Source organism: Campylobacter mucosalis, assembly GCF_013372205.1.
Taxonomy (GTDB): domain Bacteria; phylum Campylobacterota; class Campylobacteria; order Campylobacterales; family Campylobacteraceae; genus Campylobacter_A; species Campylobacter_A mucosalis.
In genome coordinates, this window is sequence record NZ_CP053831.1 from 1,357,982 (window position 1) to 1,383,918 (window position 25,937).

The following is a 25,937-nucleotide window of genomic DNA, read 5'->3' on the forward strand; positions in this document are numbered from 1 at the left end:
CTAAACCGCTTGTATGATATACTCAGGAAGTGTATCTTTTTTTAAATTTAAAATCTCTAAATTTTGTGGCAGGACAAACCCGCTAGGCTCTTTTTGCTCCAAAACGATATGGTTATTTTTGGCGACAAAACTTAGCGATCTGTTTGCTCTAATAGCTCCACCGCCATTTAACTCAAAACCACTAACAGCGTAAAATTCACACTCTTTAACCAAGCAAAACGTCTTAAGTATGACATAGGCAACCTTAAGCCCCATAAAGCTCCCTGGAGTATTTGCGTATATAATTTTAGTGATGCTATATCGTTGACTAAGCTCGTCTAGCACCTCTATAAGGGCTTCACTAGTATGCTCACTGCTAATAATCTCATCAAATTTAGTGCCATTACTATAAAGTCCAACAAGCATTGGCGAAGATAGCGAGATGATTAAAATTTCAATATTTTTTATGCAAACGCCTTTTGATACTCTTTTGAAAATTTCTCATCGACCCTTACTATCTCGTAGTTTTTCTCATCAGCCATAATTGCAAGCGTGAGCTTATGATTTAAATCGTGACTACCAGCAAATGCCGTATAATCGCCCATTAAAGGCATTTTTAACAAAGCAAGATCCCCTATGGCGTCTAAAATTTTGTGTCTAACAAACTCATTATCAAACCTAAGCCCCTCCGGATTTAATATGCGAGTATCATCGATAGCTACTGCATTATCAAGGGACGCGCCAAGTGCTAAATTTTGAGATTGTAGCTTTTGCAAATCTTTTAAAAAACCAAATGTCCTAGCTCTTGCTATCTGCTCTATAAAATTTCGCTTACTAAACTCAAAAACATATCTTTGTTCGCCTATAACCGGATGGTCAAATTTAATCGTGTAGTCAAATTTTGGGTTATTAGACGGAGTTGCTCTTACAAATTTATCACCCTGCCTAACCTCAACTTCACGCTTAATAACAAGCACTTTTTTACTCTCATCAAGTTGTCTAACCCCAGCCTCATCAAGCAACATACAAAAGCTAATCGCCGAGCCGTCCATTACGGGAATTTCATTTGCGTCAAGCAAAATTCTTATATTATCTATGCCATATCCATTTATAGCACTTAATAAATGCTCTATCGTACTAACAAAGCCATTTTGGTTGCCAACAACGGTCGCCATTTGCGTATTTACAACATTTGCTGGTTCTGCTCTAAAACTAATGCCAAGATCGGTTCTTGTAAAAACTATGCCCATATTAGCTTCAAGTGGCTCTAGTCTAAGGCTAATCGGCTCACCCTTATGTAACCCTATGCCGACAGTTTGAACGCTCTTTGCTATGGTTGTCTGTTTCACTTTTTTCCTTAAATTTTAATTCTTATCTATCATCGCCTTTGCGGCACTCATAACGCTTGTTATGTTATCTTTTATCCATTTTTTATCCATCCACTGCTGAGGACGTACCTCTTCGCCTTGTATCAATATCCCAAAATGCAGATGATCTCCAAGTGCTAAGCCCGTAGTTCCAGTCGTTCCTATCTGCGTTCCAGCCCTTACTTCACTACCCAAATCCACATTTAAATTTGTGCAGTGTCCATATAGTGAATACAACCCAAATCCGTGATCTATTAGCACATTTAAGCCATAAATTCCATTATCCTCTGCAAATACCACCCTGCCTGGGTTACTGCTTAATATCGGCGCTTGTGCCACACTAGCAAAATCTATTCCCATATGCCAAGATTCGCTAACTTGCTGTCCATTATAGGTATAAAAACGATGGTCAGCAAAGTCAGCAACCTTTTTTCCATTTCTAAGCGGATAAAAGGTGTTTATATTAAAATCACTCATCATCTCTTTTGTTGTTTTGGTTGTCATTTCAATTATTTTATTATCATTTAAATCGCGCAATGTTTCATTCACAAATTTCATCTTAGCAAGTCTGTCAAGCTCCATATCCTTAGCATATTTGTTAGCCAATGTTTCTATCTTGCCGTCTAAAAAATTATCTTTTAAAGCTATCGTTGATGACCTATATTTTACATTTTCTAAAAAGTATCTAACGTGTGCCTTACTCTCGTTACCTGCACTATCTCTTGCTACGACATCTGCAACAAAGTTACTCTCTTTAACCGGCCAAACGACCAAAGAAGTGTAATAGCCGTCCTTATAAAATGGGGTAACTTCAAAGCGTTTGCCATAATTTGTCTGCACAAAAACATCGCTTAAGCTACTATCATTTGCCTTAAAAATCACGACAGCAGCCCCGCCTCTAGAGATTGAGTATGACTGCGATAGGATATATAGCTCAGGTCTTGTGGTGTCAAGTATAACCTTAACCTTTTTTTGTGTCTTGTTTCCGCCAAAAAAATTCCACTTGCTAGTATCTACCGCTTCTATATTCATATCATAGCTATCTTTTTTGTTGCTAAAAAAGCCGGTTTTTGGGAAAGTTAAATTTACATCAAACGCACTCATTGGAGTTTGCAAAACTTGATTTAGCATATTTATCTCATTTTGCCCATCGCTCATACTGATTCTTACAAATTTAATGCCAACATCATCTGTAAATTTAATGCTCATAGGAGTTTTTAAATTCCAATAAATAGTGTCATTTATCTCCACTTTTGGGCTGTTTTTTTCAAAAGCCTGTGAGTTTAGCACAGCAAAAGCACCCGCACAAATAATCGCTAAAATAACCAAAAACCCTAAAAATTTCATAGATGCACTATTTTTTCTCAAACCAATATCCTAATTAATTTTTTCCAAATTCTAACAAAAAATCGATAAAATTTTGTTAAATTATAAAATTTCTCTTATCTTTCTAGCTTCACTCATCCATTTATTTATATCGTCCCAACGCTCTTGTCTTACAAGCTCTTCGCACTGGCTAAGCTCATTTTTAAACATATCAATAGCACATAAAATATTCTCTTTATTTTGCTTAAAAATATCACCCCACATAGTAGGAGAGCTTTTTGCGACACGTATCATACCCCTAAAAGTAGGACCTCCAAGTGCCATAATGTGGCGAGTATCTTCTTGTTTTAAAACTCCATTTGCCAAAGAAAAGGCAATCGCATGTGGCAGATGAGATATGATCCCAACGTGATGATCGTGCTCAGCAGCACTCATAAAAACTATCTTCATACCAAGATGAGAAAACAGCTCAACCGCTCTTTTTACGTGTTTTTCGCTACTCTCTTCAAAGTCGCAAACCACAACGACCGCGTCTTTATAAAGCCCCTTTTGTGCGGCGCTAGGTCCTGAAAATTCTGTTCCAGCCATAGGGTGAGCTGGTATAAAATTTTTACGTATACTTAGTGGGACTGAGTCTATAATCTTTTGTTTTGTCGAGCCTAGATCTATTATAGTGGTGTTTTCATCGATATCTGAGAGCTCTTTTGAAATTTTAATTATAGCCTCAACCGGAATAGCTAAAAATATGATATCGCACTTTTTCTTAAGCTCATCAAACGTTAAAATTTCGTGCACCAAACCAAGTTCTAAAGCCTGTTTTTCGTGCTCTTTACTCATATCAAATCCACTCACACAAGATATAAGCTTTTCATCTTTTAAAGCAAGACCGAGTGAGCCACCTATAAGTCCAAGACCTATAATACCTACTTTCATTAAAAAACCTTTTAGTTTTATAAAATTTAAAAATAAATATGGTATTATACGACATTTATTATCAAATTTTAGGTTAAACTATGAAAAAATCTCTTTTTTTACTTTTTACAAGTCTTTGTTTAGCAAACGCACAGCAGATACAAAGCATAAATTTCAAGGGTCTTATCCACCTCTCTCCTGATGTTGCTAGAGAGATTAGCGGACTTCAAATAGGTAGCACACTAACTGGCGAAAATAGCGATAGAGCCATTTTAAATTTATACAAGCAGGGTTACTTTGATGATGTTTATATTAGCAGCGACGAGGCTGGAAATGTAACTATAAATTTAAAAGAGAAGCCAAGCATTGCCAGGCTTGATCTAAAGGGCGTAGTCACGAACGACAAAACAGCCATAGAGTCGCTAATCCACATAAAACCGGGCAATATGTATGATGAGCTAAGCATTGAAAAGACAAAAGATAGAATACGCCAGTATTACGAATCAAAGGGCTATTACGATACGGTTATAGATGTTGAGAAAACTCCGGTTGCTGAAAACGATAGTGCACTTTTTGTAACGCTTAACATAAATCGCGGCGAAAATATGATAATAGACAGGGTAAATTTAATCGGTGCTACAAAATTTGGCTATAGCGACGTAGAGCCTATCGTAGCAAACAAAAGCCGTGAATTTATGGGCTGGATGTGGGGTAGAAATGATGGAAAAGTCAAACTTTACGAGCTTGAGAGTGACCCATTTAGGATACAAGATAAGTACTTTCAAAAGGGCTATCTAGACGCAACGGTATCTGCACCTTACCTAAACGCCTCTTTTAATAACTACAAAGCCGAGCTAACCTACTACATCAAAGAGGGAGAACCATATAGCGTATCTAGCGTTAGCATAAATGCTCCAGAATTTTTAGATCTTAATAAAGATGAAATTTTGGATGATTTTAAACTAGAAGCTGGAGATACCATGAACTCCGAGCATTTAAGACGAGATATGAAAAAACTTGATGATTTGGTAGCCAATAAGGGATATGCTTTTGTTAAAGTCTATCCAAAAACAGATAAATTTGACGATAACCACACCGTAAACATAGAGTATGAGATCGATCCAGGCGAGCAAGTTTACATTAGAGATGTTAAAATTTCAGGAAACGAACGCACGGTTGACCGCGTTATACGCCGTGAGATGTATATAACGGAGGGAAATTTATACAACAGAACAGACCTTCAAGACTCTATTGACGCGCTAAAAAGAACGAGCTATTTTGACGAAGTTGATATAAAAGAGGAGAGAGTGGATAAAAACACTGTCGATCTAGTAATTGACGTAAAAGAGGCCTCTACTGGCTCAATTAGCGGCGGTATCGGGTATGGAAGCTCTGACGGACTGCTTTTAAATGCGAGCTTATCTGATACAAACATCTTTGGCTCAGGACTAAAAGGCACAATAAGCGTAGATAAAAGCGACAATGAGTTATCTGGACAGATAAGCCTTACAAATCCTAGAATTTTTGATAGTAAATATAGTCTTGGTGGCTCTATATACGCAAATAACTATAATTGGGATAACTATAAAGAAAAATCTTATGGCTTTAGCACAACGCTTGGCAGAAAGATAACTAGAAATTTAAACGCATCTATTAGCTATGTTATAGAACAAAGTGATATTAGTGGACTGAATCGAATATTAGTTCGTGAAATTGGCTACAAAGAGGGTAAAAATATAAAAAGCTCGGTTATACCGGCTCTATCTTATAATAGCACAGATGATTTTTACCTACCTCGTCGTGGTATCATAGCCAGTACATCTTTTGAGTTTGCAGGGCTTGGCGGAGATGAGAAATTTGTAAAAAACAGGACAGACTTTAACTACTATCTTGGCTTTAAAGAGTATATAGATTATGACTTTATCTTTAGATATAAGGCAAATTTTGGCAAAATTTGGGATAATGGCTACATACCAATCAACGAAAAACTATACCTTGGTGGTGTAAGAAGCCTACGTGGTTTTGAAAGTAGAAGTGTTTCGCCAAAGGTAAGAGGTAGTGATGGCGAATGGTATGAGATAGGCGGAGAGATGTCGTTTAATAACTCCGTTGAGCTAAGCTTTCCTATAATTGACCGCGTAAAAATGCGTGGCGTTTTGTTTTACGACTATGGCATGATAGGTGTTAGCAATTTAAATGAGATAAAACGCTCAAGCTATGGGGCTGGAATTGAGTGGATTACACCTATTGGACCACTTCAGCTGATATTTGCTAAAGCAATAGACGCTAAAGAAAATGACGATACAAATAAGTTTGAATTTACTATCGGCAGACGCTTTTAATTAGACGATGAAAACACTTACCATTATAGACACGTTTGGCTTCTTTTTTAGGCTTTATTACGCTATGCCAGGGCTTAAAAACAAAGATGGCAAGCCAAGCGGTATGGTAAGTGGCTTTGCAAATTTTATACTAGGGCTTAAGGATGAGTATCAAAGCGACTATTTGGTGTTTGCACTAGATAGTAAAGGAAAAACTCTAAGACACGAGATCGCGAAAGACTATAAAGCAAATCGCAACGAACCTCCAGCGGATTTAAAAGCACAACTGCCAATTTGCATAGATATGATTAAAAAAATGGGGCTGTGTGCTATATCAAAAGAGGGCTATGAAGCCGATGACATCATAGCTAGTGTTGTAAGAGAGTGCAAAGAGAGCGGAATTTTCGTTCGCATAGTAACCCACGATAAAGACCTATATCAATTAATCGACGATGAAAAAGTAAGCATATACAGCCCACAAAGTAAGATAGAGCATACAAGGGCTAGTTGCATAGAAAAATACGGCGTAGCACCTGAGCATATACGCGATTTTTTAGCCCTTACTGGCGATACTTCAGATAACATTCCAGGCGTAAAAGGCATTGGCTCAAAAGGAGCAAAAAAACTGCTTGATGAGTTTAAAAGCATTGAGGGAATTTATGAAAATTTATCCCTAATCGCAAACGAGCGTGTCAGAAATATGCTTATTGAGGGCAAAGAGAGTGCCATTTTAAGCAAACGCCTTGCGACGCTTTTTGATGATGTAAAGGTCGATAATCTACTAGAAAAATCGCTCTTTTTTGATAAAAATCCACTGCTAAATATAGTAGAAATTTTACGCGAATACGATCTTAGTAGAATTTTAAAAAAACTGCAACAAGATGATGAGCAAAAGAGCATAAATTTAGGCTTTGACGCGGTTTTGGTTAGCAACGAAAATGAGCTTGAGAGCCTACTTTTAGACATCACAGAAGATACCATTATAAGCTTTGATACAGAAACGACCAGCGTTGACGCAAAAAATGCCCAGATTGTTGGTTTTTCATTCTGCTTTAACGATGAGCGTTCATACTATGTGCCAATAGCCCACAACTACCTTGGTGTACCAAAGCAAATTTCAAAAGAGTTTGCAAAATGGGCAATAGAGCAAATTTTTAAAGGCTGTGTCATAGGGCAAAATTTAAAATACGATTTTGAAGTGGTTTATAAAAATTTAAACATCCTGCCACCAAAAAAATTCAAAGACACGATGATTTTGGCGTGGCTTAGTGAGCCGAGTTTATCGGTTGGAATGGACGCTTTGGCAAAAAGGCTTTATGAGTATGATACGATAAAATTTGAAGACGTTGTAAAAAAAGGCGAAACCTTTGCAAACGTCATACTAGAAAATGCGACAAAATACGCAGCTGAAGACGCCTGGATAACGCTTAAATTTTATCACACATTTTTACAAACACTAGAGCCTAAGCTTTTAGAGATTGCTAATTTATTAGAATTTAGCTTTATTAAAGTGCTATTTGAAATGGAAAACAACGGCATAAAGCTAGATACGCAAAAAATGCAAACACTTTTAGATGATTTAAACACCCGAGTTAAAAGGCTAAGTAACGAAATTTATGAGCTAAGTGGCGAGAGCTTTAACATCAATTCCGTAAAACAGCTTGGCGAAGTACTGTTTGAGCACCTAAAACTCCCAGTAAAGAAAAAGACAAAAACTGGATACAGCACCGATGAAGCCGTACTTACAGAGCTAATAGATGAACACCCCGTGGTAAGCAAAATTTTAGATTATAGGGAAATTTACAAATTAACAAGCACATATTGTGAGCCACTTCTTACTCTAGCAAAGCAAGATGAAAACTCAAGAATATACACAACATTTTTACAAACTGGCACAAACACCGGTCGCCTAGCCTCTAAAAATCCAAATTTACAAAACATACCAGCCCGCGGAAGACTGGCAAAAGATGTCCGTTCAGCGTTTATATCGCGTGATGGCTATAGTCTTATATCACTTGACTACTCGCAAATCGAGCTTAGATTATTAGCTCACTTTAGCGAGGATAGTGCGTTACTTAAAGCTTTTAACGACGACGAGGACATTCACGCTAGAACAGCTATTAGTATATTTGGACAAAGCGACGAGCATAAAAGAGCCGTGGCAAAAAGCATAAATTTCGGACTCATCTATGGTATGGGTGCAAACAAGCTAAGCAACACCGTAAATATCAGCAAAGCCGACGCCAAAGAGTATATACAACGTTATTTTGAGGCGTTTCCTAGTATAAAGGGCTTTTTAGATGGGCTTAAAATTTCAGCCAAAAACGACGGATTTATAACGACCCTACTTGGCAGAAAAAGATTTTTTGACTTTACAAAAGCCACACCAATGCAGATTGCAATGCAAGAGCGAGAAGCCGTAAATACGAAATTTCAAGGCTCAGCAGCTGATATCATAAAACTAGCTATGGTGAAAATTTCAAGCATTACAGACCAAAGAGCAAAGATGCTACTGCAAATTCACGATGAACTTGTTTTTGAGGTTAAAGATGAGTATGCTAACGAATTTGGTGAGCGAGCAAGGCAGATTATGCAAGATATTTACAAGCTAAACGTGCCATTAAAGACGTCGCTAAATATCGCTAAAAATCTTGGCGATTTAAAGTAATTTTTGCCATTATTTTTGCAAAAATAGAGATTTTTATCGGCTAAGCTAGCACCAAACCAAAATTCTCATTGATGTAGCAATACAGACACTGTAAAATCACAAGAGCCACCAAAGCACCAATGATAGCGTTGGTACATCTTTAAAGTCTCTAAAACACTGGCAATATCAAACAACTCTTGAAATTTAAAACTACAACAAGCAATTTTCTCTCTAACTTAAAATTATAAATTAGCACACTCTGCTCAATATTACTTGTGGACGGTAAAAATTTACGCCATTTTCTGCTATTTTTGCTACTTTTATAGTCGCTTTTGCGATATCTTTACCGCTCATTGGGGCGATATTTTTAAACCAGCCTTTTGGTAAAATTTCAAAGAGTAAAATCATAAATTTTTCGCCGTATCTTTTATTCTTTCACTCTCCGTTTATTAGCGGTGGGTGGATTATGCTTAGGCTTTTAAAACCCTGCTCTTTTACGTCCTGCTCGGCTTCGCCCTTTGATTTTAGGTATAAAAATTTTGAGTTTATATTTGCTTTTGGTGCTGAAATAAGCGTGAAATTTCACAGCCCGAGCGTTTTGCCCATTTAGCCAAGTTTATAGGATAAATCACATCAGCTTTTTTAAAATTCTCCACGCTTCTCGCCTGTTTTATCGTCGTGCCTAACGCGCAAAAAACGGCGTCAAAACGCTCATTTTCAAGCGATAAAATTTCATCAAAATTTATAACTTTCTCTCTTAATTTTTGATTCTTTGCCCCACTTACTTTTCGCACCAAAATCACTACTTCATCGCACTCTTTATAGTTTAAAAAACTCGCTAGCCATTTCACAACTCACAACACCACTTGCACCGACAACTAATTTTTGACCATTTAGATTTAATTTTAATAATTTATATCATTTTTTATTAGGATTTAATTTTTTTGATAATATAATTCAATTTCCAAATCTTACTTTTAAAGGGAAAATGATGAAAATTTTTAAGGTTATTGCAATTTTGTTTGCCATTTTTGGCTTTGCAAACGCAGAGATCAAAACGATCACCGACGTTTTAGGGCGTGAAGTTAAGGTTGATTTACCTGCTAAACGCATAGCACTTGGCTTTTATTATACCGATTTTTTAGCTGTTGGTGGCGTTAAGGCACTTGATAATGTTGTTGGTTTTTCAAAGGCTGTTTGGACTGACTGGACACCTACAAGCTGGGATGTTTATAGCAAAGCAGTGCCAAAACTAAACGATTTAGCTGACTTTGGTGAAGTTGAAGTTGGAACATTTTCGGTTGAAAAGGTGCTTTCATTAAAACCTGATTTACTAATTCTTGCTGCTTGGCAGTATTCTGTTTTAGAATTTGATTTAGAGCCAATCCAAAAGGCCGGAATTCCAATAATTGTTCTTGATTATAATAGAGAAAAAGTAGAACTTCACGCAAAAAGCACAGAAATTTTAGGTGAGATTACTGGAGAAACAAAAAGAGCTAATGAGCTTGTAAAATGGTATAAAGGCATAGCACAAAATGTAGCTGATAGGATAGCAAAAGCAAATTTGCCTAAGCCAAAAATTTACATTGAGTTTGGCAACAAAGGACCAAAAGAGAGTGGCTTTACATACGGAAAAGATATGTGGGGTTCGCTAATTGACCTAGCTGGTGGCGATAACATAGCAGCGCCTTTTGTAAAACAATGGGCACCGATAAATCCAGAACAAGTCATCGTTTCACGCCCTGATGTGATTATTATTACAGGTAGAGAAACCGAGCTTAAAAAGAATGCTGAAGCTATGGTAATGGGTATCAATATAAATGAGAACGAGGCTCTAAAACGCCTAAACCCATACAAACTAAGACAAGGTTGGCAAAATTTACCAGCCATAAAAGATAACCGCCTTTATGGTGCTTATATGGGTGCAAGTAGAAATTTAACAGACGCTTCAATGATTGAATTTATCGCAAAAGCACTATATCCTGAGCTTTTTAGCGACCTTGATCCGCTTAAAACTTACATTGAATTTCATAAAAAATACCTGCCTATCATTCCAAACGGCACATTTATGATTAGAGCAAGTAAGTAATGGACGCTAAAAACACGATAGCACAGCACAGAAAACGTGAATACAAAAGATTTTTAATCATTATCACGTTTTTAACCATTGCCTTTGTTTCGCTTGTTTTTGACATTGCCACTGGGCCGTCAATGCTATCTCCTAGTGAGGTTTTAGCAGCACTTTTAGAGCCTATTTTAAAAAGTGACAAAGTAGATAGCACTGCTTTTATTATCGTTTGGGATTTAAGGCTTCCGATTGCCTTGATGGCACTTGTTGTTGGGGCTACGCTTGGTGTTGGTGGTGCTCAAATCCAAACACTACTAAATAACCCTATGGCAAGTCCTTACACGCTAGGACTTGCAGCAGCTGCTGGTTTTGGTGCTAGTCTTGTCATCGCATTTGGTAGCTTAAATATACCACTACTTTTTGCCGTGCCTATTGGTGCTTTTTTAATGACAATGTTTAGTGCTGGTGTACTTTTTAGCTTTGCGGCATTTAAAAATTTCAACTCATCAATGCTTGTTTTAGTAGGCATCGCACTTTTGTTTTTGTTCCAATCAATGCTCTCACTAGTCCAATTTTTATCATCGCCTGAAATTTCACAGCTCATTTTATTTTGGCTTTTTGGTAGCTTACAAAAGGCAAACTGGATAAATTTAGCAGTAGTTAGCGTTGTTACGATAGTTGCAATTACACTTTTATTTCGTGATACTTGGGCCTTAACGGCTCTCAGACTTGGCGAGGATAAGGCAAAAAGTATGGGTGTAAATTTAACAAGACTAAGAGTAAAGGTGCTTTTAATCGTATCTGTAATGACCGCTACTGCCATTAGTTTTGTTGGAGTTATCGGATTTATCGGACTTGTAGCTCCCCATATCGCAAGGACATTAGTTGGTGAAGACCAGCGCTTTTTTATGCCTAGTGCTATGCTAACTGGTGCTGCGTTTTTATCTATCTCATCAGTTTTATCAAAGGCGATCGTGCCTGGTGCATTATTTCCTGTTGGAATTATTACCGCGTTTGTTGGTGTGCCATTTTTCTTTTGGATCATACTTTCAAGGAAAAATATATGTTAGAGCTTAAAAATTTAGAAATTTACAGAGGCGATTTATGCGTAGCAAATAAAGTTAATACAAATTTTAAAAGTGGTAAAACATACGGAATTTTAGGTCCAAATGGAGCCGGTAAAACATCGCTTTTAACGGCTATTTTTGGTGATCTTGATTTTAGTGGCGAGATAAAATTTAAAGACAAAACATTAAGTTTTAAAAACCATTTTAGTTGGAAAAAACAGATAGCCTATATGCCACAAGATAGCTTGGTTGATGCTAGTTTAACCGCTCTTGAAGTCGTTCTTTTAGGGCTTCTTGATAATCTTGGACTTTATGTAAGCGATGAGCAACTATCAAAAGCAGTGTCAATTATGGATGAGCTTGGCATACTTCATCTAGCAAGCAAAGATGTTACTAAATTATCTGGCGGTCAAAGGCAGATGGTTATGTTTGCTTCTGTGCTTATTAAATCGCCAAAGATTATCTTGCTTGATGAGCCAGTTAGTGCGCTTGATATGCATCACTCCTGCATATTGCTTGATTATGTAAAAAAATTTACAAAAGAGCGCGATTTAACAACCATTATGATACTTCACGATTTAAGCCTAGCTTCGCAATTTTGCGATGAGTTAATCCTTTTAAACAAGGCGGAAATTAAAGCACAAGGCGCACCAAAAGAGGTGCTTACAAAAGATATAATCAAAGAGCTTTACAGAGTAAAAGCCGATATTTTTTATTGCAGTGATGGACAACCTGTTGTTATTGCAAAACAAGCCATAAAATAAGGAGAAAATATGAAAAAATTTGCAGTTTTATTTGCCGTTTTGGCACTAAATTTTGCTTTTGCAAAGGATTATGAGGTGCAAATGCTTGATATGGATAAAAACAATCAAACTATGCTTTTTGAGCCTGGATTTTTACAAATACAGCCGGGTGACAGCGTGACATTTGTGCCCACGCATAAAAGCCACTGGGCAAAAAGCGTGATAGTACCTGAGGGAGCGGAGAAATTTGAGAGCAAATTAGATGAAAAAGCAACATTTACTTTTGATAAAGAGGGTGTTTATATTTACGTTTGTCCACCTCATCAGATGATGAATATGGTTGGCATTATTCAAGTTGGTAAGGCTACAAATTTAGATAAAATAAAACAAGCTCTACCAAAACTTGAAAAACGTGCTACGATGAACGAGGGCAGATTAAGCGAGTATGCAAAAGGCATAAATGAGTAGAATTTTTATTTTAACTTGTAACGAATACCCAAACGGCAACGACGCCTTAAACGAGCTTTGTTTAAGGCTTAGCCGTGAAATTTACAAAGCCAAAATCATACCTTGGCAGAAATTTTTAGAGCAAAATCCACCAAAAAATAGCATAATTTTACCGCTTGGAGTTTGGGATTATTCTAAAAATTTTAACGCCTTTATGACTTTTTTAGATGAAATTTCAAGCTATTTAACCCTAAATGAGATACAAATCATAAAAGAAAATATCACAAAAGAGTATCTAACTAAACTTCAAGATAAACTGCCAACAATCCCAACTGAAATTTTAAAAACAAAAGATGAGATGACTAAAAAAATAGGTAGTTTAAAAGGCGAATTTATTATAAAACCACTCGTTGGTCAAAGCGGAAATGGTGTAGAGAAAATAGATAAAATTTCAAGCCTTGACGCTTATGACAATGGAGCGATAATTCAGCCATTTATCAAAGAAATTTCACAAAATGGCGAGATCTGTTTTGTATTTTTTAACTCTAAATTTAAATACGCCATAAAAAGAGAGATAAAACAGGGCGAATTTAGGGCAAATTCAAACTACGGCGTAACAATAAAACCAATTTTATCGCCAAATTTAGAGCTTTTAAACATGGCAAAAATGGCTTTAAAGGTACTTTTAAAAGATAAAATTTCTCTTTATGCAAGAGTAGATATTGTGCCAACAAAACAGGGCGGACTCATAAACGAAGTAGAGCTGATTGAACCAAGCTTGTATTTTAACCACTTTAAAAACGGCTACGAAATTTTCATTAATGCGTTAAAAAGTAGAATTTAATCCACTTTAAAACTTAAAACAAAGTGGTTCATCTCTGACGCCCTGTAATCAAGAAGCGTTTTTTGAAGCAAGGAACCGTCATCGTTAAAATAATACACAAACTCATAGATAAGCCTATTTTTTGGGTCTTTTACGTTTCTTAACAGTTTTTACCCTTTGCGATTTCTAAATGCACAAGCTTATCTGCATTTTTTGTATGCTTTATGCTTTTTATTTTGCCTTTAAATTCACCAATCTCTAAATCATTTTAACTATAAATTCGTCTGCAAAAACACTAAAACAGATCATAAAAATAATAGCTAAAATTCTCATTTTCTCTTTAAAAGCTCAAGCAGACTAAATTTCAGCTCGTTTATATTTTCGCCACTTAATGATGAGATAGGCATGACAAAATATGGCTTATTTGCGTCAAATTCGTAAATATCTTGCTTGTAGCTAATATCACCTTTTAAGCCAAGATGAGCAATAAAATCAGCGATTTTTGACACATCATCACAAGCGTCAATTCTAGTTAGTGCCACAGCGTAATCCCTACTAAAAAGCTCAGGCGAAAATTTCTTTACTTCGGCACGTAGTGTATTAAACTGCTCTTTTAAATCGCGATAATTTGCCAAATCAATCATATAAAGCAAAATTTTTGTCCGCTCAATGTGCTTTAAAAATTTAATCCCAAGCCCCCTGCCATCACTTGCACCCTCAATAATACCAGGGATATCCGCCATAACAAAGCCGTTATACTCATCAACCGCAACCTGCCCTAGCTTTGGCGTAAGCGTGGTAAATTCGTAGTTTGCAATCTGTGGCTTTGCGTTTGAAACGACCGAAATTAGCGTGGATTTACCTACATTTGGAAAGCCCACAAGCCCAACGTCAGCGATTAGTTTTAGCTCCAAACGGACATTTTTAACCTCTTCTGGTAAGCCCTTTTGAGCGTATTCTGGTGCTTGATTTACCGAGTTTTTAAAGTGGATATTGCCAAGTCCACCTTTGCCACCCTTTAAAAACAATACTCTTTGCCCCTGCTCTGTTAGGTCACACAAAAGCTCGTTTGTATCAGCGTCATACACGGCTGTGCCCGGCGGGACGATAAGCTCTAAGCTCTCGCCCTTTTTACCATTCATTCGTGAGCCTTGCCCAGCCTCGCCATTTTTTGCACTCAAAGAGCGTTTGCCTTTGTAAGCAGCTAGTGTGTGAGAGTTGTTATCTACGATAAAATACACATCTCCGCCGTCCCCACCATCTCCGCCGTCTGGACCGCCTAAAATCACGTGTTTTTCACGGCGAAAGCTAACTGCTCCAGCACCGCCATGCCCTGAACTAACCCTAAAACTCGCACTATCTATAAACATATTTTGCCTTTAAATTTTTGCTTGATTATAGCAAATTTTGCTAAAAGCTAAATTTTGGAGCTAAAATATCACTAAATTTTAAAAATTCAAGTGAGTATAGTTTGGTTAGGTTATCACTGCTTAAAATTTCATCAGTTTTGCCAAAAATATAACTTTTATCGCTAAATAAAATAAGTGTATTATCGGCTACTTTAAGTGCGTGATTTGGATCGTGAGTGGAGAAAACTATGCCAAAATTTTGTGATTTTAGCTCTTTTAGTAGCTTTAAAACTCTGTTTTGATTTTTTAAGTCAAGCTCACTCATAGGCTCATCAAGGAGCATAATGTCGCTTTTTGAAAAAATAGCCCTTGCAAACAAAACAAGCTGTTTTTGTCCGCCTGAAAGCGTTGAAAAATTTCTGTTTGCAAATGGTTTTAATCCAAGTGAGTCTAAAATTTGCAAAACCTGTTCTTCATCTTTGACACTTGGTGCTTTAAGTAGTGAAATTTTGTTTGCAATACCCATTAAAACGATATCTTTTACAGTAAAATCATAAGCTGTGATGAAATTTTGTGGCAGATACGAAAAGGTCGCATCTGATAAAATCTGAGCCATATCAAATTTTAAAATATTAAGCATTAGCTTTAAAATCGTGCTTTTGCCCTGTCCGTTTAATCCTAAAATCGCCGTAATCTCTGCGTTTTTACAATAAAAGTTAAAATCTTTTAAAATTTGGTTATCTTTGTAGCTAAAAAAGCCATTTTTTACCTCAAATTTTGCCATAGCAAACCCTTAAAAGGTATACAAACACGGGCGTTCCAATTAGTGCAGTTAAAATCCCAAGCGGTATCTCGCTACCAACACTAGCCCTTGAAATCGTATCTATAAGCAACATAAAAACTGCACCCAAAATGGCACAAACTGGCAAATTTATATTGTAGTTTTGCCCAACCAAAAACCTAGCCATATGTGGCACGACAAGTCCTATCCAGCCGATATTCCCGCTCATAGCAACTTGTGCTGATATAAGCAGTGTCGTGCAAAGCAGTATGATGATACGAAGTGTTTTTGGATTTATACCAAGACCTATGATGTCATCATCGCTAAGGCTTAGCAGATTAAGACGCCATCTAATCACCATAAGCGTCCCGCCACAAATTAAAGATATAAAAAATAGGATAAAAAATTTATCATAATTTGCACTTATAAAACTTCCAAGAAGCCAAAATATGATGTTTGGGAGAGTTTGTTCGTTATCTGCAAGATACTGAGTAAGGCTAATTAAAGCACCAAAAAAGCCATTTACCACAACGCCTGATAAAATGAGTGAAAAAATACTGCTTTGGCGGACAAATTTTGCGATATATCCAAGCAGAATTATCGCAAAAATACCCATAAAAAAGGCACAAAATATAAGAGCAATACCACCAAAACCAAGTAAAATAGCAATTGCTCCGCCAAAAGCAGCTGCTGAGCTAACGCCTATAATATTTGGGCCTACAAGTGGGTTTTTAAAAACAGCTTGCAATGACGCACCGCTAACTGCCAACATAGCACCACAAATACTTGAAAGCAAAATTCTAGGCACCCTAATACCAAAAATCACATCTTTTGCACGTTCATTTGTTGCAAAAAGTAACGTATCTAAAACCTCGCTGGGGCTTAGATGATAAGAGCCAACCCCTAGCGAAATTAGGCATAATATGAGCCAAAATCCTAATAAAATAAAAAATTTAAACAATTTTAGTTTTTAACTCTATAAAATTTCAAATAATACTCATCTACAAAGGCGTCTAAATCAATATCCTTGCCAAGTTCTGGATATAGTTTTTTAAGCACCCAAAACTCACCCAAAGCCATTGCCTCAGGTGTTGGAAAACCCCAAGCTTTGGCGTATTCTGGCATAAGATAGACTTTATCATTCTTGATTGCTTTTAAGCCTTTTAGAAGCTCATTTTGTTTTAGCTCATCAATAACTTGCGGATATCTTTCTTGAACAAAAATCACATCTGGATCCCACGATATAAGATTTTCAGGACCAACTTGTTTATAGCCCTTTATATCTTTTGCCGCTACGTTCTCTCCACCCGCTCTTGCAAATATAATACTTGTGTATTTGCCACTTCCATATGTGTTAAAGTCCGGATTTGCCATATAAAGCCTAGTTTTAGCACCTTTGATTTTGTCTGTATAAGTCTTTAAAAGCTTCTGCTTTTCTTTTACATAATCAACTAAATTTTGTGCATTTTGCTCTTTATTTGCAATACTTCCTAGCAATAAAATACCCTCATAAAGCCCATTTGTATATGCATTAATCTCGTCGCTAAAATTTTTAAATTCCGGATTTAATGAGTTTTGTGCGTTTATATTATCTTTAAAAAAGCTCATTGCGACAACTGGGATCTTTAGCTCCGATAGTTTATCGATAAACTCTTTTGGTATGTAGTTTGCTACAATTACAACATCTGGCTTTAACGCCAAAATTTGCTCGTAATTAATGCTTTTTAGATCGCCCGGCGTTGGCATATCTTTAAGAGCAGGAGCCAGTCTTACATAGTTTTTTCCTAAATTTTTCTCCCAGCTTTCTAACACGCCGACAACCTTTGAAAGTGCGTCAAGCTGAACTAAGACATTTAAGCTTTGGTGCTGAAGCACAACTATGCGATTTACCTCATCTGGTAAAACTACATCTCTACCATTTTGATCTTTTATAAGCCTATCCGCAAAAAGAGAACACGACAAGCTAAGCAGGATAAAAAACAGAAATTTTTTCATTGCATTTTCCTTAAAATATATTTTTTTATATATATAAAATATAAAAATGCAATTAAATCAAAAAAATAATAAAAGCAAGATAAATTTTATACAAAACATGGTTTTTATTTTAAAATTTTAAAAAGTTAGAATTGGAATTTGTATGAATAAAAAAAGAGAGAAGGGGCAAAAGCCCCAAGAATTAAGCTGCTGGATAAACAGAAACTTTTTTTCTGTTTTTATCTTTACGCTCAAATTTTACGTATCCGTCAATAAGAGCAAATATAGTGTGATCTTTACCAAGACCTACGTTGCTACCAGCGTGAGTAGCTGTGCCACGCTGACGAATGATGATATTTCCAGCGCGAACAAACTCGCCACCGAATTTCTTAACGCCTAAGCGACGACCGATAGAGTCGCGATTGTTTTGGGTTGAACCCTGACCTTTTTTGTGTGCCATTTTGCAGTCCTTTTTTTATTATTTAACCTGCTAGTATCGTTTTGCTATGCTTTGTTGATTTTAAAACTTCGCACTCACGGACGAAAAGTCCGCTACGTTTAAAATTTTAAAATCGCCTAGCCTAGCTTTACGATACTTCGCGATCGCCGCTCTAAGCTTTTACGCTTACGACTTTTACGCGTGTGTATTGTCTTCTAAAACCGCGTTTTAGTTTTGAGTCTTTTCTTCTTCGTTTTTTATAGATAACGACTTTTTTGTCTTTACCTAAATTTACTACTTCTAAGACAACTTTTGCACCCTTAACAAATGGCGCACCTACCTTTACTTCGCCGTCATTAACGACTAAAACATCTGTAATCTCAACAGATGATTTTGGCTCAGCTTCAAAGCGATCAAGGTTTAGATACTGACCTTCGCTCACTCTATACTGCTTTCCGCCGTGTTTTATAATAGCATACTTCATTGCTATCCCTTCTTTTGGTAAGTTAGTAAAAAGCACTTTGAAATTTCAAAGATTTATGGAGCTTTGTTACTTAAAAAGTCGGATTTTAGCTAAAAATTTATAAAAAGCAACTTAGGAGCGAGTTTTTCGCCCCTAAATTTTAATAATCAAGCTCTGGTTTTGAGGTTTTATCCGTTGATGCTGGTAGCATTGGATACTCAACTTTTGGCATATCGCCTGTTAGTGATTTTAAGAAAATTCCGATACTATCCGCCTCTTTGTCGCTTATATCAATACCAAGCTGGACGCTACCCATAGTCTTTATCGCCTCTTTTAGCGACCAAATCGCGCCATTGTGAAAATACGGCGCTGTTAGCTCAATGTTGCGTAAAGTTGGGGCTTTTACCATACCATTTGCGTCCCCTTTAAAGTCGCCAACATCTGCAAACTGATACTTTGACGCCACTTCAAAAGGTTGCAATGCTCCACCCAAATTTATGCCATTATGACATGTTGCACAGCCTTTGTCTATAAAGGTTTTTAGTCCTACTTTTTCAGCTTTTGTTAATGCATTTATATCACCTTCTAAAAATTTATCAAATCTAGAAGGTGTTACTAATGTTCTTTCAAAAATCCCAATTGCAGTTGTGACAAGCTCAAAATTTATCTCACTATTAAACGCCTTTTTAAACTCATCAACGTAAGCTGGGATTGATTTTAGCCTATCTACGACAAGCTCAGGGGTTGAAGCCATTTCAGGCTCGGCTGTCATCGGACCAGCAGCTTGTGCGGCTAGATGAGCTGCCCTGCCATCCCAAAATTGCACAGAATTAAATACTGAATTATATACAGTTGGGGCATTAATATGATGCGGATTTGGCGTCCATTTGTGCCCTGTTGAGGCTGGAATTCCATCAGCTCCACCAAGCCCTAAATTATGACAGGTGTTACAGCTAATTATGCCTGATTTTGATAATCTAGGATCAAAATATAGCCTTTTTCCCAATTCTACACGCTGGTCTGTTGTAGGATAATTTTTTGCATCCAAAGAAGCACTCTCTATTAGTTTTGAAAGAGCACTGCTGTCGCTAGGAAGCGCAACTAAACCATTATTTAAAGCCTCCTCTATTAAGTTATCAGCCAATAATAAATTAGCCAATGCTATAGATGGTAAAAATAAAAATTTTTTCATAAAAATCTCCTTTATGTAAATTAAAAATTACTCTGCGAATTATATTTTAAATAAAATTAAATACAAATAAAATTCTTATCTAATAAAAAATATTATTTATAAAATTGATGAATATAAATAAAATTTTAGTTATAATCACGCAAAATTTCAAAAATAATGGATAATAATGGCTAGCGATGACCAGGAGAAAACCGAAGAAGCGACCGACAAAAAAATAAGCGACGCCAAAAAGGACGGCAACGTCCCAAAAAGCCAAGATATGAGCGGTTTTATCACACTCATAATAGGCATAGGTGTACTAATAGCAATGCTTGGTTTTATGCAAGATCAAGTCGTTAGCCTGTATCAATACTACTCAAAATTTATAGGCAAAGAGCTAACAATCCCAACCATACACCTAATAGCCCTAAACACAATGGCTAGAGTTTTGCTGATGATACTGCCCGTATGCGTTTGCGTGGCAATCGGTGGAATTTTAGCATCCATAATGCAGTTTGGATTTATTTTTACAACAAAACCTATAACGCCAGACCTTAAAAAAATAGACCCGATAAAGGGCTTAAAAAACCTATTTTCTATGAAAAAAGTGATAGAGAGCATAAAGATAGTAGCAAAAGTTTCAGCTGTTTTTGGCGTAGGTTTTTACTTCTTTTTAAAATTCATAAAAGAGCTTCCACACACTCTATTTTTTAGTATGTTTGATCAGCTAAGTTGGCTAAAAGAGAAGATGCTAATTTTAGTTGGAGTAATGTTAATAGTCCTTTTAGTTGTCGCACTTGCCGATATTTTGATAGTTCGCTTTAACTACTTTAAAGATTTAAGAATGAGCAAACAAGAGATAAAAGATGAATACAAGCAAATGGAGGGCGATCCACAGGTAAAGGCTAGAATTAGGCGTGTACAAATGGAGGCAAGCAGAAAACGTATGATGCAACAAGTCCCACAAGCTGATGTAGTCATCACAAACCCAACTCATTACGCCGTTGCTTTGCGTTATGATAAGACAAAAGAGGAGGCGCCGATAGTTCTTGCAAAGGGCGTTGATTTAGTGGCGTTAAGGATAAGAAAAATAGCCACAGAAAATAACATAGAGATCGTAGAAAATCCGCCACTTGCGCGTGAGCTTTATAAAATTTGCGAAGTAGATGACTTAATCCCTGCAAATTTATTTCGTGCCGTCGCCGAAGTATTAAGCTTTGTATACATGGGCAACCAAAGCAAATTTAAAGACCGCCTATCTAAATAAAAAAGCTTTAACCAACTTTTAGTTAGAATTACAAAAACTCAAAAAATAGGAAAAATATGGACGTCGTATTTATGGGCACTCCCGAGTATGCCACAAAAATTTTAAGAAATTTAATAAAAAATCAAATCAACATATCAGCCGTATTTACCCAGCCTGATAAACCAGTCGGCAGAAAGCAAATTTTAACCCCGCCTGACGTAAAGGCATTTTTAATCCAAAACCACCCAGACATAAAAATACACCAGCCAAAAAACCTAAAAGATCCACAAACAACAGAATTTATATCCTCGCTAAAACCTGATTTTATCGTTGTAGCGGCGTATGGGCAAATTTTGCCACAAAGCATTTTAGATATCGCTCCTTGCATAAATCTACACGCGTCAATCTTGCCGCAATATCGTGGCGCAAGTCCTATTCAAAGTGCTATTTTAGATGGACAAACCCAAACCGGAGTAACCTCAATGCTTATGGACGCTGGACTTGATACTGGTATGATACTACAAATTTCAAAGACGGAGTGTGGCGATAAAACGAGCGGTGAGTTGTTTGATGAGCTTGGCGATATGGCAGCAGAGCTTATCATCGACACGCTTAAGAATTTTCACACTATACAAAAACAGCCACAAGATGAGAGCAAATCAAGCATATGTAAAAAAATAAAAAAGGAGATGGGGCTTTTTGACTTTAACCAAACAACCAAGGAAATTTATAACAAATTTCGTGCATTTACACCGTGGCCAGGTATGTTTTTAAGCAGTGGGCTTAAAATTTTATCCCTAAAGCCATCTAGCCTAAGGGGCAATGTCGGCGAAATTTTACAAATTACAAAAAACAGCATTATCGTTGGCACTAGCGATGAGTCGGTTGAAATTTTTACACTACAAGAACCGAGCAAAAAACCGCTAGACGCACCTATATATATAAACGGAAAAAGGCTTGGCGTTGGTGATAGAATTTCTTGACGAGTGCGATTCTACGCATATTTTAATGTGTAACAGCATAAGAGAGGGCAGTATCAAACCGCCAAGTGCAATCTGTGCAAAAAATCAAACAAATGGGATAGGTAGTAGAGGAAACAGCTGGAGCGGTCTTAGCGGTAATCTATTCTTATCATTTTGCCTAGATAAAACTGCTCTGCCAAGCGATTTAAACGACGCGTCAGTGTCAATATATTTTGCTATGATAATGAAAATTTATCTGCAAAATTTAGGCTCAAAAGTCTGGGTAAAATGGCCAAACGATCTCTATATAGATAGCCTTAAAATCGGCGGAGTCATTAGCACGAAAATTTCAAACACGTATATTGGTAGTGTGGGATTAAATATACTTAATGCACCTGAAAATTCGGCTATCTTAGATATCAAAACAAATGCAAATGACGTAGCTTTCGGCTTTTTAAACGAGCTTGAAAAAAAATTTTCGTGGAAGCAGATTTTTAGCAAATTTAGTGTAGAATTTGTCAAATCAAAAAGCTTCATTACTCACATCAACGATCAGAACGTGCATTTAGCGGACGCTACACTCTGTGAAGATGGAGCTATTTTATTAAACGACAAAAAGGTGTATTCTTTAAGATGAGCGAAGTAATAACCATAGCCAATCAAAAAGGTGGCGTAGGCAAAACCACCACCGCAGTCAATCTAGCCGCTTCTTTGGCAGTAGCTGAGAAAAAAGTCCTACTAATAGACATCGACCCTCAAGCAAATGCCACAACGGGACTTGGGTATAAAAGAAGCGACTACGAATTTAACATTTATCACGTGCTAACAGGCTCAAAAAAGCTTTCACAAATAGTTTTAAAAACGCAAATTCCTACGCTATTTTTAGCTCCGTCAAATATAGGACTTGTAAGCATTGAGAGAGAATTTAACGATAAAGACAAAGAGCTAAAGCTAATTTTACGCAAAAAATTAGAAGAAGTAAAAGATGACTACGATTTTATCATCATCGATAGCCCTCCAGCACTTGGTGGCATAACGGTAAATGCTCTTAGTGCAAGTGATAGTGTCATCATACCAATCCAGTGCGAATTTTACGCACTTGACGGCGTGGCGTTGATACTAAACACCGTTAAATATATCAAAAAAACTATCAATCCAAAACTAAGTGTGCGTGGATTTTTACCAACGATGTTTAGCTCTCAAAATAACCTATCAAAAGAGGCGATAAATAACCTAAAAGAGAATTTTAAAAGCAAGCTCTTTACCACAAAAGATGGAGATGAGGAATTTGTAGTTATCCCAAGGAATATCAAACTCGCAGAAAGCCCTAGCTTTGGCAAACCTGTCATACTTTATGATATAAAATCTCCAGGCTCTATCGCCTATCAAAATTTAGCATACTCAATACTCAATTAAGGAAAATAATGGCAAAGGAAAAGGTAAAAATAAATTTTGGAAATATGCTCTCAGATGCTAGATCAGCTTACGAAGATGACGAGGTTCTTGACTACTTTGGTCTAAGCTCAGATGTCGTTGAAGAGATAGAAATTTCAAGAATTTCACCAAACCCTTATCAGCCTAGAAAACACTTTGACGAAGAAGCTTTAAAAGAGCTAAGCGAAAGCATCAAACGCCACGGATTAATTCAGCCAATTATAGTCATAAGAAAAGAAGATGGCTATATGCTAATAGCTGGAGAGCGTAGATACAGGGCTACAAAGCTACTTGGAGAGAATAAAATCAAAGCCATAGTCGCGGATTTAGAGTCTAAAAATTTACGCGAAATAGCCTTGATTGAGAATATCCAACGTGAAAATTTAAACCCAATTGAGTTAGCAAACTCATATCAAGAACTTATAAACGAGTATAAGATAACCCAGGAAGCACTATCAAATATAATACACAAGTCACGCACTCAAATTACAAACACGCTTAGACTTTTAACGTTATCAAAACAAACACAACAATTTTTAATAGATGACAAACTCACGCAAGGTCACGCAAAAATAGTTGTGGGACTTGAACCAAATGACGAAAAAATGGTGGTTGATACCATCATCGGACAAAAGCTAAACGTAAGAGATACGGAAAATTTGGTCAGAAAAATCAAAGAGAAAAAAACACCAAAAGAAGAAATTTTGCAAGAGGATAAAGAGTATAAAGACGCTCTTTTAAAACTTCAAAAAAATATACAAAATCTAAATTTTACATCTAAAATAAAAAATAAAAATTTAATAATTGAGTTCAAAAATATCTCTGAAATTAACGATTTTATAGATAAAATAAGATAATTCATTTGAAATTTATTTTATTTTTTACTTATTTATAGTAAAATTGGGCTCATTTTTTGATGTTTATAAACAAAATTTAAGGAGAGTTGATGTTAGAGATAAACCCATCTCTTGTTATCTTAACAGCTGTCGTTTTTCTAGGGCTTATAGCGATATTAAACCCTTTGCTTTATAAACCGATGCTAAAATTTATAGATGATAGAAATGCGTCTATAAAGATCGATGAAGATAGTGCCAACAAGAATGTTAGCGATCTTAGCGTTTATGAAGCAGAAGTGCAAAGTATCCTACAAAATGCTAGAAACGAAGCAGGAAAGATACGACAAGAAGCCTTTAATGCTGCTAAAAATGCTGCTACAAAGGAGATAGAGTCCAAGAGAAGTGCTCTTGAGGCTAGTTATGAGTCATTTTTAAGCACTCTTAATGTGCAAAAAGATGAGCTAAAAGCAAATTTAAGTCAAAAAATGCCTGAGCTTAAAACAGCTTTGAGCGAAAAATTAGTAAGAATTTAAGGTGGTGTTATGAGAAAATTTACTATTTTACTTATCCTGCCTATATTTGCATTTGCTAGTAGTAGTGGGACAAACTATGACATAATAGAAAGAACACTAAACTTCTTGCTATTTTTTGGCATACTTTTATATTTTGCCGCAAAGCCTTTAAAACAGATGTATCTAAATAGAATTAATGGCATTGCAAACAAATTAGAAACAATACAAGATAAATTACAAGCTTCAGAACACAAAAAAGATGAGGCAATTAAAAAGGTTGAAGAAGCAAAGCTAAACGCTGCAAGTCTTATAGAAACAGCTAGAAAAGAGGCTGTTTTAATATCTGAAAAGGTTAAAAAAGATAGTGAGCAAGAGATAGCAAATCTCGAAAAGAGCTTCAAAGAACAGCAAGAATTTGAAGAGAGAAAGATGACAAAAGTCGTAGTAAATGAAATTTTAAACGAAGTATTTGCAGGCGATAATCTAAAAGTAGATCAAAAAGAGCTTGTAAATATTATCCTTAAAAAGGTTAGCTGATGAATGAAACAACAACCAAAAAATATGTCAAAGCAATCCTAAATGGAACAGATAAAATTGAGCTTGAAAATTTTATAGGTAGTTTAGATAAAATTTCTAGTGCTTTTAACTCAAACAAATTTGTAAATATTATAAATTTGCCGACATTAAAAACGTCATCAAAGGTTGATTTTATCATATCTTTAGCCGAAAATCCAAGTGTGAAATTTAAAAATTTCATAAAACTTCTTGGCTCAAACAAAAGATTAGGGCTGATACCAAATATATCTGCTGAGCTAAAAGCTCAAAAGTCAATTATAGAAAACATATATATCGGTGAGATATATGGAAATTCTAGCCTAAGTGATAGCGATATTAAAATGCTTGAAGAGAAATTTTCAAAACGTTTTAATGCAAATATAAAACTAGAAAATTCTCAAAATAGCTACAATGGAATTAAAATAGAGCTAAAAGACCTAGGAATAGAGGTGAGCTTCTCTGTTGATAGATTAAGAGCTCAATTAAGTGAATATATATTAAAAGCAATTTAAAAG

Annotated in this window: 28 protein-coding genes; 15 read left to right on the plus strand and 13 right to left on the minus strand. The window is 36.1% G+C overall.

The window, feature by feature from the left end:
* Genes CMCT_RS07050 through CMCT_RS07065 form a run of 4 tightly spaced genes read right to left on the minus strand, consistent with a single transcriptional unit; the run spans nucleotide 1 to nucleotide 3,605 of the window.
* A complete protein-coding gene (locus tag CMCT_RS07050) occupies nucleotides 1–405 on the minus strand; it encodes a glycoprotease (protein WP_034968646.1) in 405 nt (134 codons plus the stop codon).
* Nucleotides 406–443: 38 nt separating this feature from the next.
* Nucleotides 444–1,328, minus strand: coding sequence for a UDP-3-O-acyl-N-acetylglucosamine deacetylase (gene lpxC, locus CMCT_RS07055; RefSeq protein WP_034968644.1), 885 nt, complete (start codon nucleotides 1,326–1,328; stop codon nucleotides 444–446).
* A gap of 15 nt (nucleotides 1,329–1,343) precedes the next feature.
* Entirely contained in the window at nucleotides 1,344–2,714 is a 1,371-nt protein-coding gene (pgp6, locus tag CMCT_RS07060; RefSeq protein WP_236844944.1) for a peptidoglycan metallopeptidase Pgp6, read from the minus strand.
* A gap of 60 nt (nucleotides 2,715–2,774) precedes the next feature.
* A complete protein-coding gene (locus CMCT_RS07065) occupies nucleotides 2,775–3,605 on the minus strand; it encodes a prephenate dehydrogenase (protein WP_034968641.1) in 831 nt (276 codons plus the stop codon).
* 80 nt (nucleotides 3,606–3,685) lie between these two features.
* On the opposite strand from CMCT_RS07065, the gene bamA reads away from it, so the two are divergent.
* Both bamA and polA read left to right on the plus strand, forming a co-directional pair.
* Nucleotides 3,686–5,926 carry an outer membrane protein assembly factor BamA gene (bamA, locus tag CMCT_RS07070; RefSeq protein WP_171993479.1) on the plus strand — a complete coding sequence of 747 codons (2,241 nt, stop codon included), beginning with the start codon at nucleotides 3,686–3,688 and terminating at the stop codon, nucleotides 5,924–5,926.
* A gap of 7 nt (nucleotides 5,927–5,933) precedes the next feature.
* Nucleotides 5,934–8,573 carry a DNA polymerase I gene (gene polA, locus CMCT_RS07075; protein ID WP_034968639.1) on the plus strand — a complete coding sequence of 880 codons (2,640 nt, stop codon included), beginning with the start codon at nucleotides 5,934–5,936 and terminating at the stop codon, nucleotides 8,571–8,573.
* Nucleotides 8,574–8,801: 228 nt separating this feature from the next.
* Here polA and CMCT_RS07080 read toward each other — a convergent pair whose 3' ends face one another.
* The gene (locus CMCT_RS07080) at nucleotides 8,802–8,960 is read right to left on the minus strand and encodes a hypothetical protein (RefSeq protein WP_176325084.1); all 159 of its coding nucleotides are present in this window, start codon (nucleotides 8,958–8,960) and stop codon (nucleotides 8,802–8,804) included.
* A 137-nt stretch (nucleotides 8,961–9,097) separates the two neighbouring features.
* Complete coding sequence (locus CMCT_RS07085) at nucleotides 9,098–9,403, minus strand: Rossmann-fold NAD(P)-binding domain-containing protein (protein WP_034968637.1); 306 nt, start codon at nucleotides 9,401–9,403, stop codon at nucleotides 9,098–9,100.
* Nucleotides 9,404–9,540: 137 nt separating this feature from the next.
* Here CMCT_RS07085 and CMCT_RS07090 point away from each other — a divergent pair, with 137 nt between their 5' ends.
* From CMCT_RS07090 to CMCT_RS07110, 5 genes are read left to right on the plus strand one after another with little or no spacing between them, the layout of a single operon-like run.
* Entirely contained in the window at nucleotides 9,541–10,641 is a 1,101-nt protein-coding gene (locus CMCT_RS07090) for an ABC transporter substrate-binding protein (RefSeq protein ID WP_034968634.1), read from the plus strand.
* The gene (locus CMCT_RS07095) at nucleotides 10,641–11,690 is read left to right on the plus strand and encodes a FecCD family ABC transporter permease (RefSeq protein WP_176325085.1); all 1,050 of its coding nucleotides are present in this window, start codon (nucleotides 10,641–10,643) and stop codon (nucleotides 11,688–11,690) included. Before CMCT_RS07090 ends, CMCT_RS07095 begins: the two co-directional genes overlap by 1 nt.
* Nucleotides 11,684–12,451, plus strand: a complete 768-nt coding sequence (locus tag CMCT_RS07100; RefSeq protein WP_034968633.1) for an ABC transporter ATP-binding protein — start codon at nucleotides 11,684–11,686, stop codon at nucleotides 12,449–12,451. The genes CMCT_RS07095 and CMCT_RS07100 overlap by 7 nt, the downstream gene beginning before the upstream one ends.
* 9 nt (nucleotides 12,452–12,460) lie before the next feature.
* Nucleotides 12,461–12,898, plus strand: coding sequence for a pseudoazurin (locus CMCT_RS07105; protein WP_034968631.1), 438 nt, complete (start codon nucleotides 12,461–12,463; stop codon nucleotides 12,896–12,898).
* The gene (locus tag CMCT_RS07110; protein WP_176325086.1) at nucleotides 12,891–13,721 is read left to right on the plus strand and encodes an ATP-grasp domain-containing protein; all 831 of its coding nucleotides are present in this window, start codon (nucleotides 12,891–12,893) and stop codon (nucleotides 13,719–13,721) included. Before CMCT_RS07105 ends, CMCT_RS07110 begins: the two co-directional genes overlap by 8 nt.
* A 308-nt stretch (nucleotides 13,722–14,029) precedes the next feature.
* Here the strand turns inward: CMCT_RS07110 and obgE are convergent, their stop codons facing one another.
* The 7 genes from obgE to CMCT_RS07145 form a co-directional block, all read right to left on the minus strand.
* Nucleotides 14,030–15,070, minus strand: a complete 1,041-nt coding sequence (gene obgE / locus CMCT_RS07115; protein ID WP_034968630.1) for a GTPase ObgE — start codon at nucleotides 15,068–15,070, stop codon at nucleotides 14,030–14,032.
* A gap of 40 nt (nucleotides 15,071–15,110) precedes the next feature.
* The gene (locus CMCT_RS07120) at nucleotides 15,111–15,833 is read right to left on the minus strand and encodes an ABC transporter ATP-binding protein (RefSeq protein WP_034968628.1); all 723 of its coding nucleotides are present in this window, start codon (nucleotides 15,831–15,833) and stop codon (nucleotides 15,111–15,113) included.
* A complete protein-coding gene (locus tag CMCT_RS07125) occupies nucleotides 15,820–16,791 on the minus strand; it encodes a FecCD family ABC transporter permease (RefSeq protein WP_034968626.1) in 972 nt (323 codons plus the stop codon). The genes CMCT_RS07120 and CMCT_RS07125 overlap by 14 nt, the downstream gene beginning before the upstream one ends.
* 2 nt (nucleotides 16,792–16,793) lie before the next feature.
* Entirely contained in the window at nucleotides 16,794–17,825 is a 1,032-nt protein-coding gene (locus tag CMCT_RS07130; RefSeq protein ID WP_034968624.1) for an ABC transporter substrate-binding protein, read from the minus strand.
* A 181-nt stretch (nucleotides 17,826–18,006) separates the two neighbouring features.
* Nucleotides 18,007–18,264 carry a 50S ribosomal protein L27 gene (rpmA, locus tag CMCT_RS07135; protein ID WP_034968623.1) on the minus strand — a complete coding sequence of 86 codons (258 nt, stop codon included), beginning with the start codon at nucleotides 18,262–18,264 and terminating at the stop codon, nucleotides 18,007–18,009.
* A gap of 151 nt (nucleotides 18,265–18,415) precedes the next feature.
* On the minus strand, nucleotides 18,416–18,727 hold the full coding sequence (rplU, locus tag CMCT_RS07140) for a 50S ribosomal protein L21 (protein ID WP_034968621.1): 312 nt from the start codon (nucleotides 18,725–18,727) through the stop codon (nucleotides 18,416–18,418).
* Nucleotides 18,728–18,866: 139 nt separating this feature from the next.
* Nucleotides 18,867–19,898, minus strand: a complete 1,032-nt coding sequence (locus CMCT_RS07145) for a cytochrome-c peroxidase (RefSeq protein WP_034968618.1) — start codon at nucleotides 19,896–19,898, stop codon at nucleotides 18,867–18,869.
* Between the two features lie 166 nt (nucleotides 19,899–20,064).
* On the opposite strand from CMCT_RS07145, the gene flhB reads away from it, so the two are divergent.
* The 8 genes from flhB (at nucleotide 20,065) to CMCT_RS07185 (ending at nucleotide 25,934) form a co-directional block, all read left to right on the plus strand.
* Entirely contained in the window at nucleotides 20,065–21,144 is a 1,080-nt protein-coding gene (gene flhB / locus CMCT_RS07150) for a flagellar biosynthesis protein FlhB (RefSeq protein ID WP_169753064.1), read from the plus strand.
* Nucleotides 21,145–21,200: 56 nt separating this feature from the next.
* Nucleotides 21,201–22,106, plus strand: coding sequence for a methionyl-tRNA formyltransferase (gene fmt / locus CMCT_RS07155; RefSeq protein WP_034968615.1), 906 nt, complete (start codon nucleotides 21,201–21,203; stop codon nucleotides 22,104–22,106).
* A gap of 25 nt (nucleotides 22,107–22,131) precedes the next feature.
* Nucleotides 22,132–22,722, plus strand: a complete 591-nt coding sequence (locus tag CMCT_RS07160; RefSeq protein WP_244948677.1) for a biotin--[acetyl-CoA-carboxylase] ligase — start codon at nucleotides 22,132–22,134, stop codon at nucleotides 22,720–22,722.
* On the plus strand, nucleotides 22,719–23,501 hold the full coding sequence (locus tag CMCT_RS07165; RefSeq protein WP_034968612.1) for a ParA family protein: 783 nt from the start codon (nucleotides 22,719–22,721) through the stop codon (nucleotides 23,499–23,501). The genes CMCT_RS07160 and CMCT_RS07165 overlap by 4 nt, the downstream gene beginning before the upstream one ends.
* Nucleotides 23,502–23,509: 8 nt before the next feature.
* Nucleotides 23,510–24,376, plus strand: coding sequence for a ParB/RepB/Spo0J family partition protein (locus tag CMCT_RS07170; protein ID WP_034968611.1), 867 nt, complete (start codon nucleotides 23,510–23,512; stop codon nucleotides 24,374–24,376).
* Between the two features lie 89 nt (nucleotides 24,377–24,465).
* Entirely contained in the window at nucleotides 24,466–24,888 is a 423-nt protein-coding gene (locus CMCT_RS07175) for a FoF1 ATP synthase subunit B' (protein ID WP_034968608.1), read from the plus strand.
* Nucleotides 24,889–24,897: 9 nt separating this feature from the next.
* The gene (locus CMCT_RS07180) at nucleotides 24,898–25,404 is read left to right on the plus strand and encodes a F0F1 ATP synthase subunit B (RefSeq protein WP_034968605.1); all 507 of its coding nucleotides are present in this window, start codon (nucleotides 24,898–24,900) and stop codon (nucleotides 25,402–25,404) included.
* Nucleotides 25,404–25,934 (plus strand): F0F1 ATP synthase subunit delta, encoded by a 531-nt coding sequence (locus CMCT_RS07185; RefSeq protein ID WP_034968603.1) that lies wholly within the window; start codon nucleotides 25,404–25,406, stop codon nucleotides 25,932–25,934. The genes CMCT_RS07180 and CMCT_RS07185 overlap by 1 nt, the downstream gene beginning before the upstream one ends.
* The last annotated feature ends 3 nt before the right edge of the window (nucleotides 25,935–25,937 follow it).

Excerpts from the sequence above, each read along its gene's own strand:
- fmt (WP_034968615.1), top strand. The coding sequence starts at position 21,201 with ATGGACGTCGTATTTATGGGCACTCCCGAGTATGCCACAAAAATTTTA.
- rpmA (WP_034968623.1), bottom strand. The coding sequence starts at position 18,264 with ATGGCACACAAAAAAGGTCAGGGTTCAACCCAAAACAATCGCGACTCT.
- CMCT_RS07160 (WP_244948677.1), top strand. The coding sequence starts at position 22,132 with ATGTGTAACAGCATAAGAGAGGGCAGTATCAAACCGCCAAGTGCAATC.
- CMCT_RS07090 (WP_034968634.1), top strand. The coding sequence starts at position 9,541 with ATGATGAAAATTTTTAAGGTTATTGCAATTTTGTTTGCCATTTTTGGC.
- CMCT_RS07165 (WP_034968612.1), top strand. The coding sequence starts at position 22,719 with ATGAGCGAAGTAATAACCATAGCCAATCAAAAAGGTGGCGTAGGCAAA.
- CMCT_RS07170 (WP_034968611.1), top strand. The coding sequence starts at position 23,510 with ATGGCAAAGGAAAAGGTAAAAATAAATTTTGGAAATATGCTCTCAGAT.
- CMCT_RS07100 (WP_034968633.1), top strand. The coding sequence starts at position 11,684 with ATGTTAGAGCTTAAAAATTTAGAAATTTACAGAGGCGATTTATGCGTA.
- rplU (WP_034968621.1), bottom strand. The coding sequence starts at position 18,727 with ATGAAGTATGCTATTATAAAACACGGCGGAAAGCAGTATAGAGTGAGC.
- flhB (WP_169753064.1), top strand. The coding sequence starts at position 20,065 with ATGGCTAGCGATGACCAGGAGAAAACCGAAGAAGCGACCGACAAAAAA.
- polA (WP_034968639.1), top strand. The coding sequence starts at position 5,934 with ATGAAAACACTTACCATTATAGACACGTTTGGCTTCTTTTTTAGGCTT.
- CMCT_RS07130 (WP_034968624.1), bottom strand. The coding sequence starts at position 17,825 with ATGAAAAAATTTCTGTTTTTTATCCTGCTTAGCTTGTCGTGTTCTCTT.
- bamA (WP_171993479.1), top strand. The coding sequence starts at position 3,686 with ATGAAAAAATCTCTTTTTTTACTTTTTACAAGTCTTTGTTTAGCAAAC.
- CMCT_RS07050 (WP_034968646.1), bottom strand. The coding sequence starts at position 405 with ATGCTTGTTGGACTTTATAGTAATGGCACTAAATTTGATGAGATTATT.
- obgE (WP_034968630.1), bottom strand. The coding sequence starts at position 15,070 with ATGTTTATAGATAGTGCGAGTTTTAGGGTTAGTTCAGGGCATGGCGGT.
- CMCT_RS07180 (WP_034968605.1), top strand. The coding sequence starts at position 24,898 with ATGAGAAAATTTACTATTTTACTTATCCTGCCTATATTTGCATTTGCT.
- CMCT_RS07080 (WP_176325084.1), bottom strand. The coding sequence starts at position 8,960 with ATGATTTTACTCTTTGAAATTTTACCAAAAGGCTGGTTTAAAAATATC.
- CMCT_RS07095 (WP_176325085.1), top strand. The coding sequence starts at position 10,641 with ATGGACGCTAAAAACACGATAGCACAGCACAGAAAACGTGAATACAAA.
- CMCT_RS07145 (WP_034968618.1), bottom strand. The coding sequence starts at position 19,898 with ATGAAAAAATTTTTATTTTTACCATCTATAGCATTGGCTAATTTATTA.
- CMCT_RS07175 (WP_034968608.1), top strand. The coding sequence starts at position 24,466 with ATGTTAGAGATAAACCCATCTCTTGTTATCTTAACAGCTGTCGTTTTT.
- CMCT_RS07185 (WP_034968603.1), top strand. The coding sequence starts at position 25,404 with ATGAATGAAACAACAACCAAAAAATATGTCAAAGCAATCCTAAATGGA.
- CMCT_RS07105 (WP_034968631.1), top strand. The coding sequence starts at position 12,461 with ATGAAAAAATTTGCAGTTTTATTTGCCGTTTTGGCACTAAATTTTGCT.
- CMCT_RS07065 (WP_034968641.1), bottom strand. The coding sequence starts at position 3,605 with ATGAAAGTAGGTATTATAGGTCTTGGACTTATAGGTGGCTCACTCGGT.
- CMCT_RS07120 (WP_034968628.1), bottom strand. The coding sequence starts at position 15,833 with ATGGCAAAATTTGAGGTAAAAAATGGCTTTTTTAGCTACAAAGATAAC.
- CMCT_RS07110 (WP_176325086.1), top strand. The coding sequence starts at position 12,891 with ATGAGTAGAATTTTTATTTTAACTTGTAACGAATACCCAAACGGCAAC.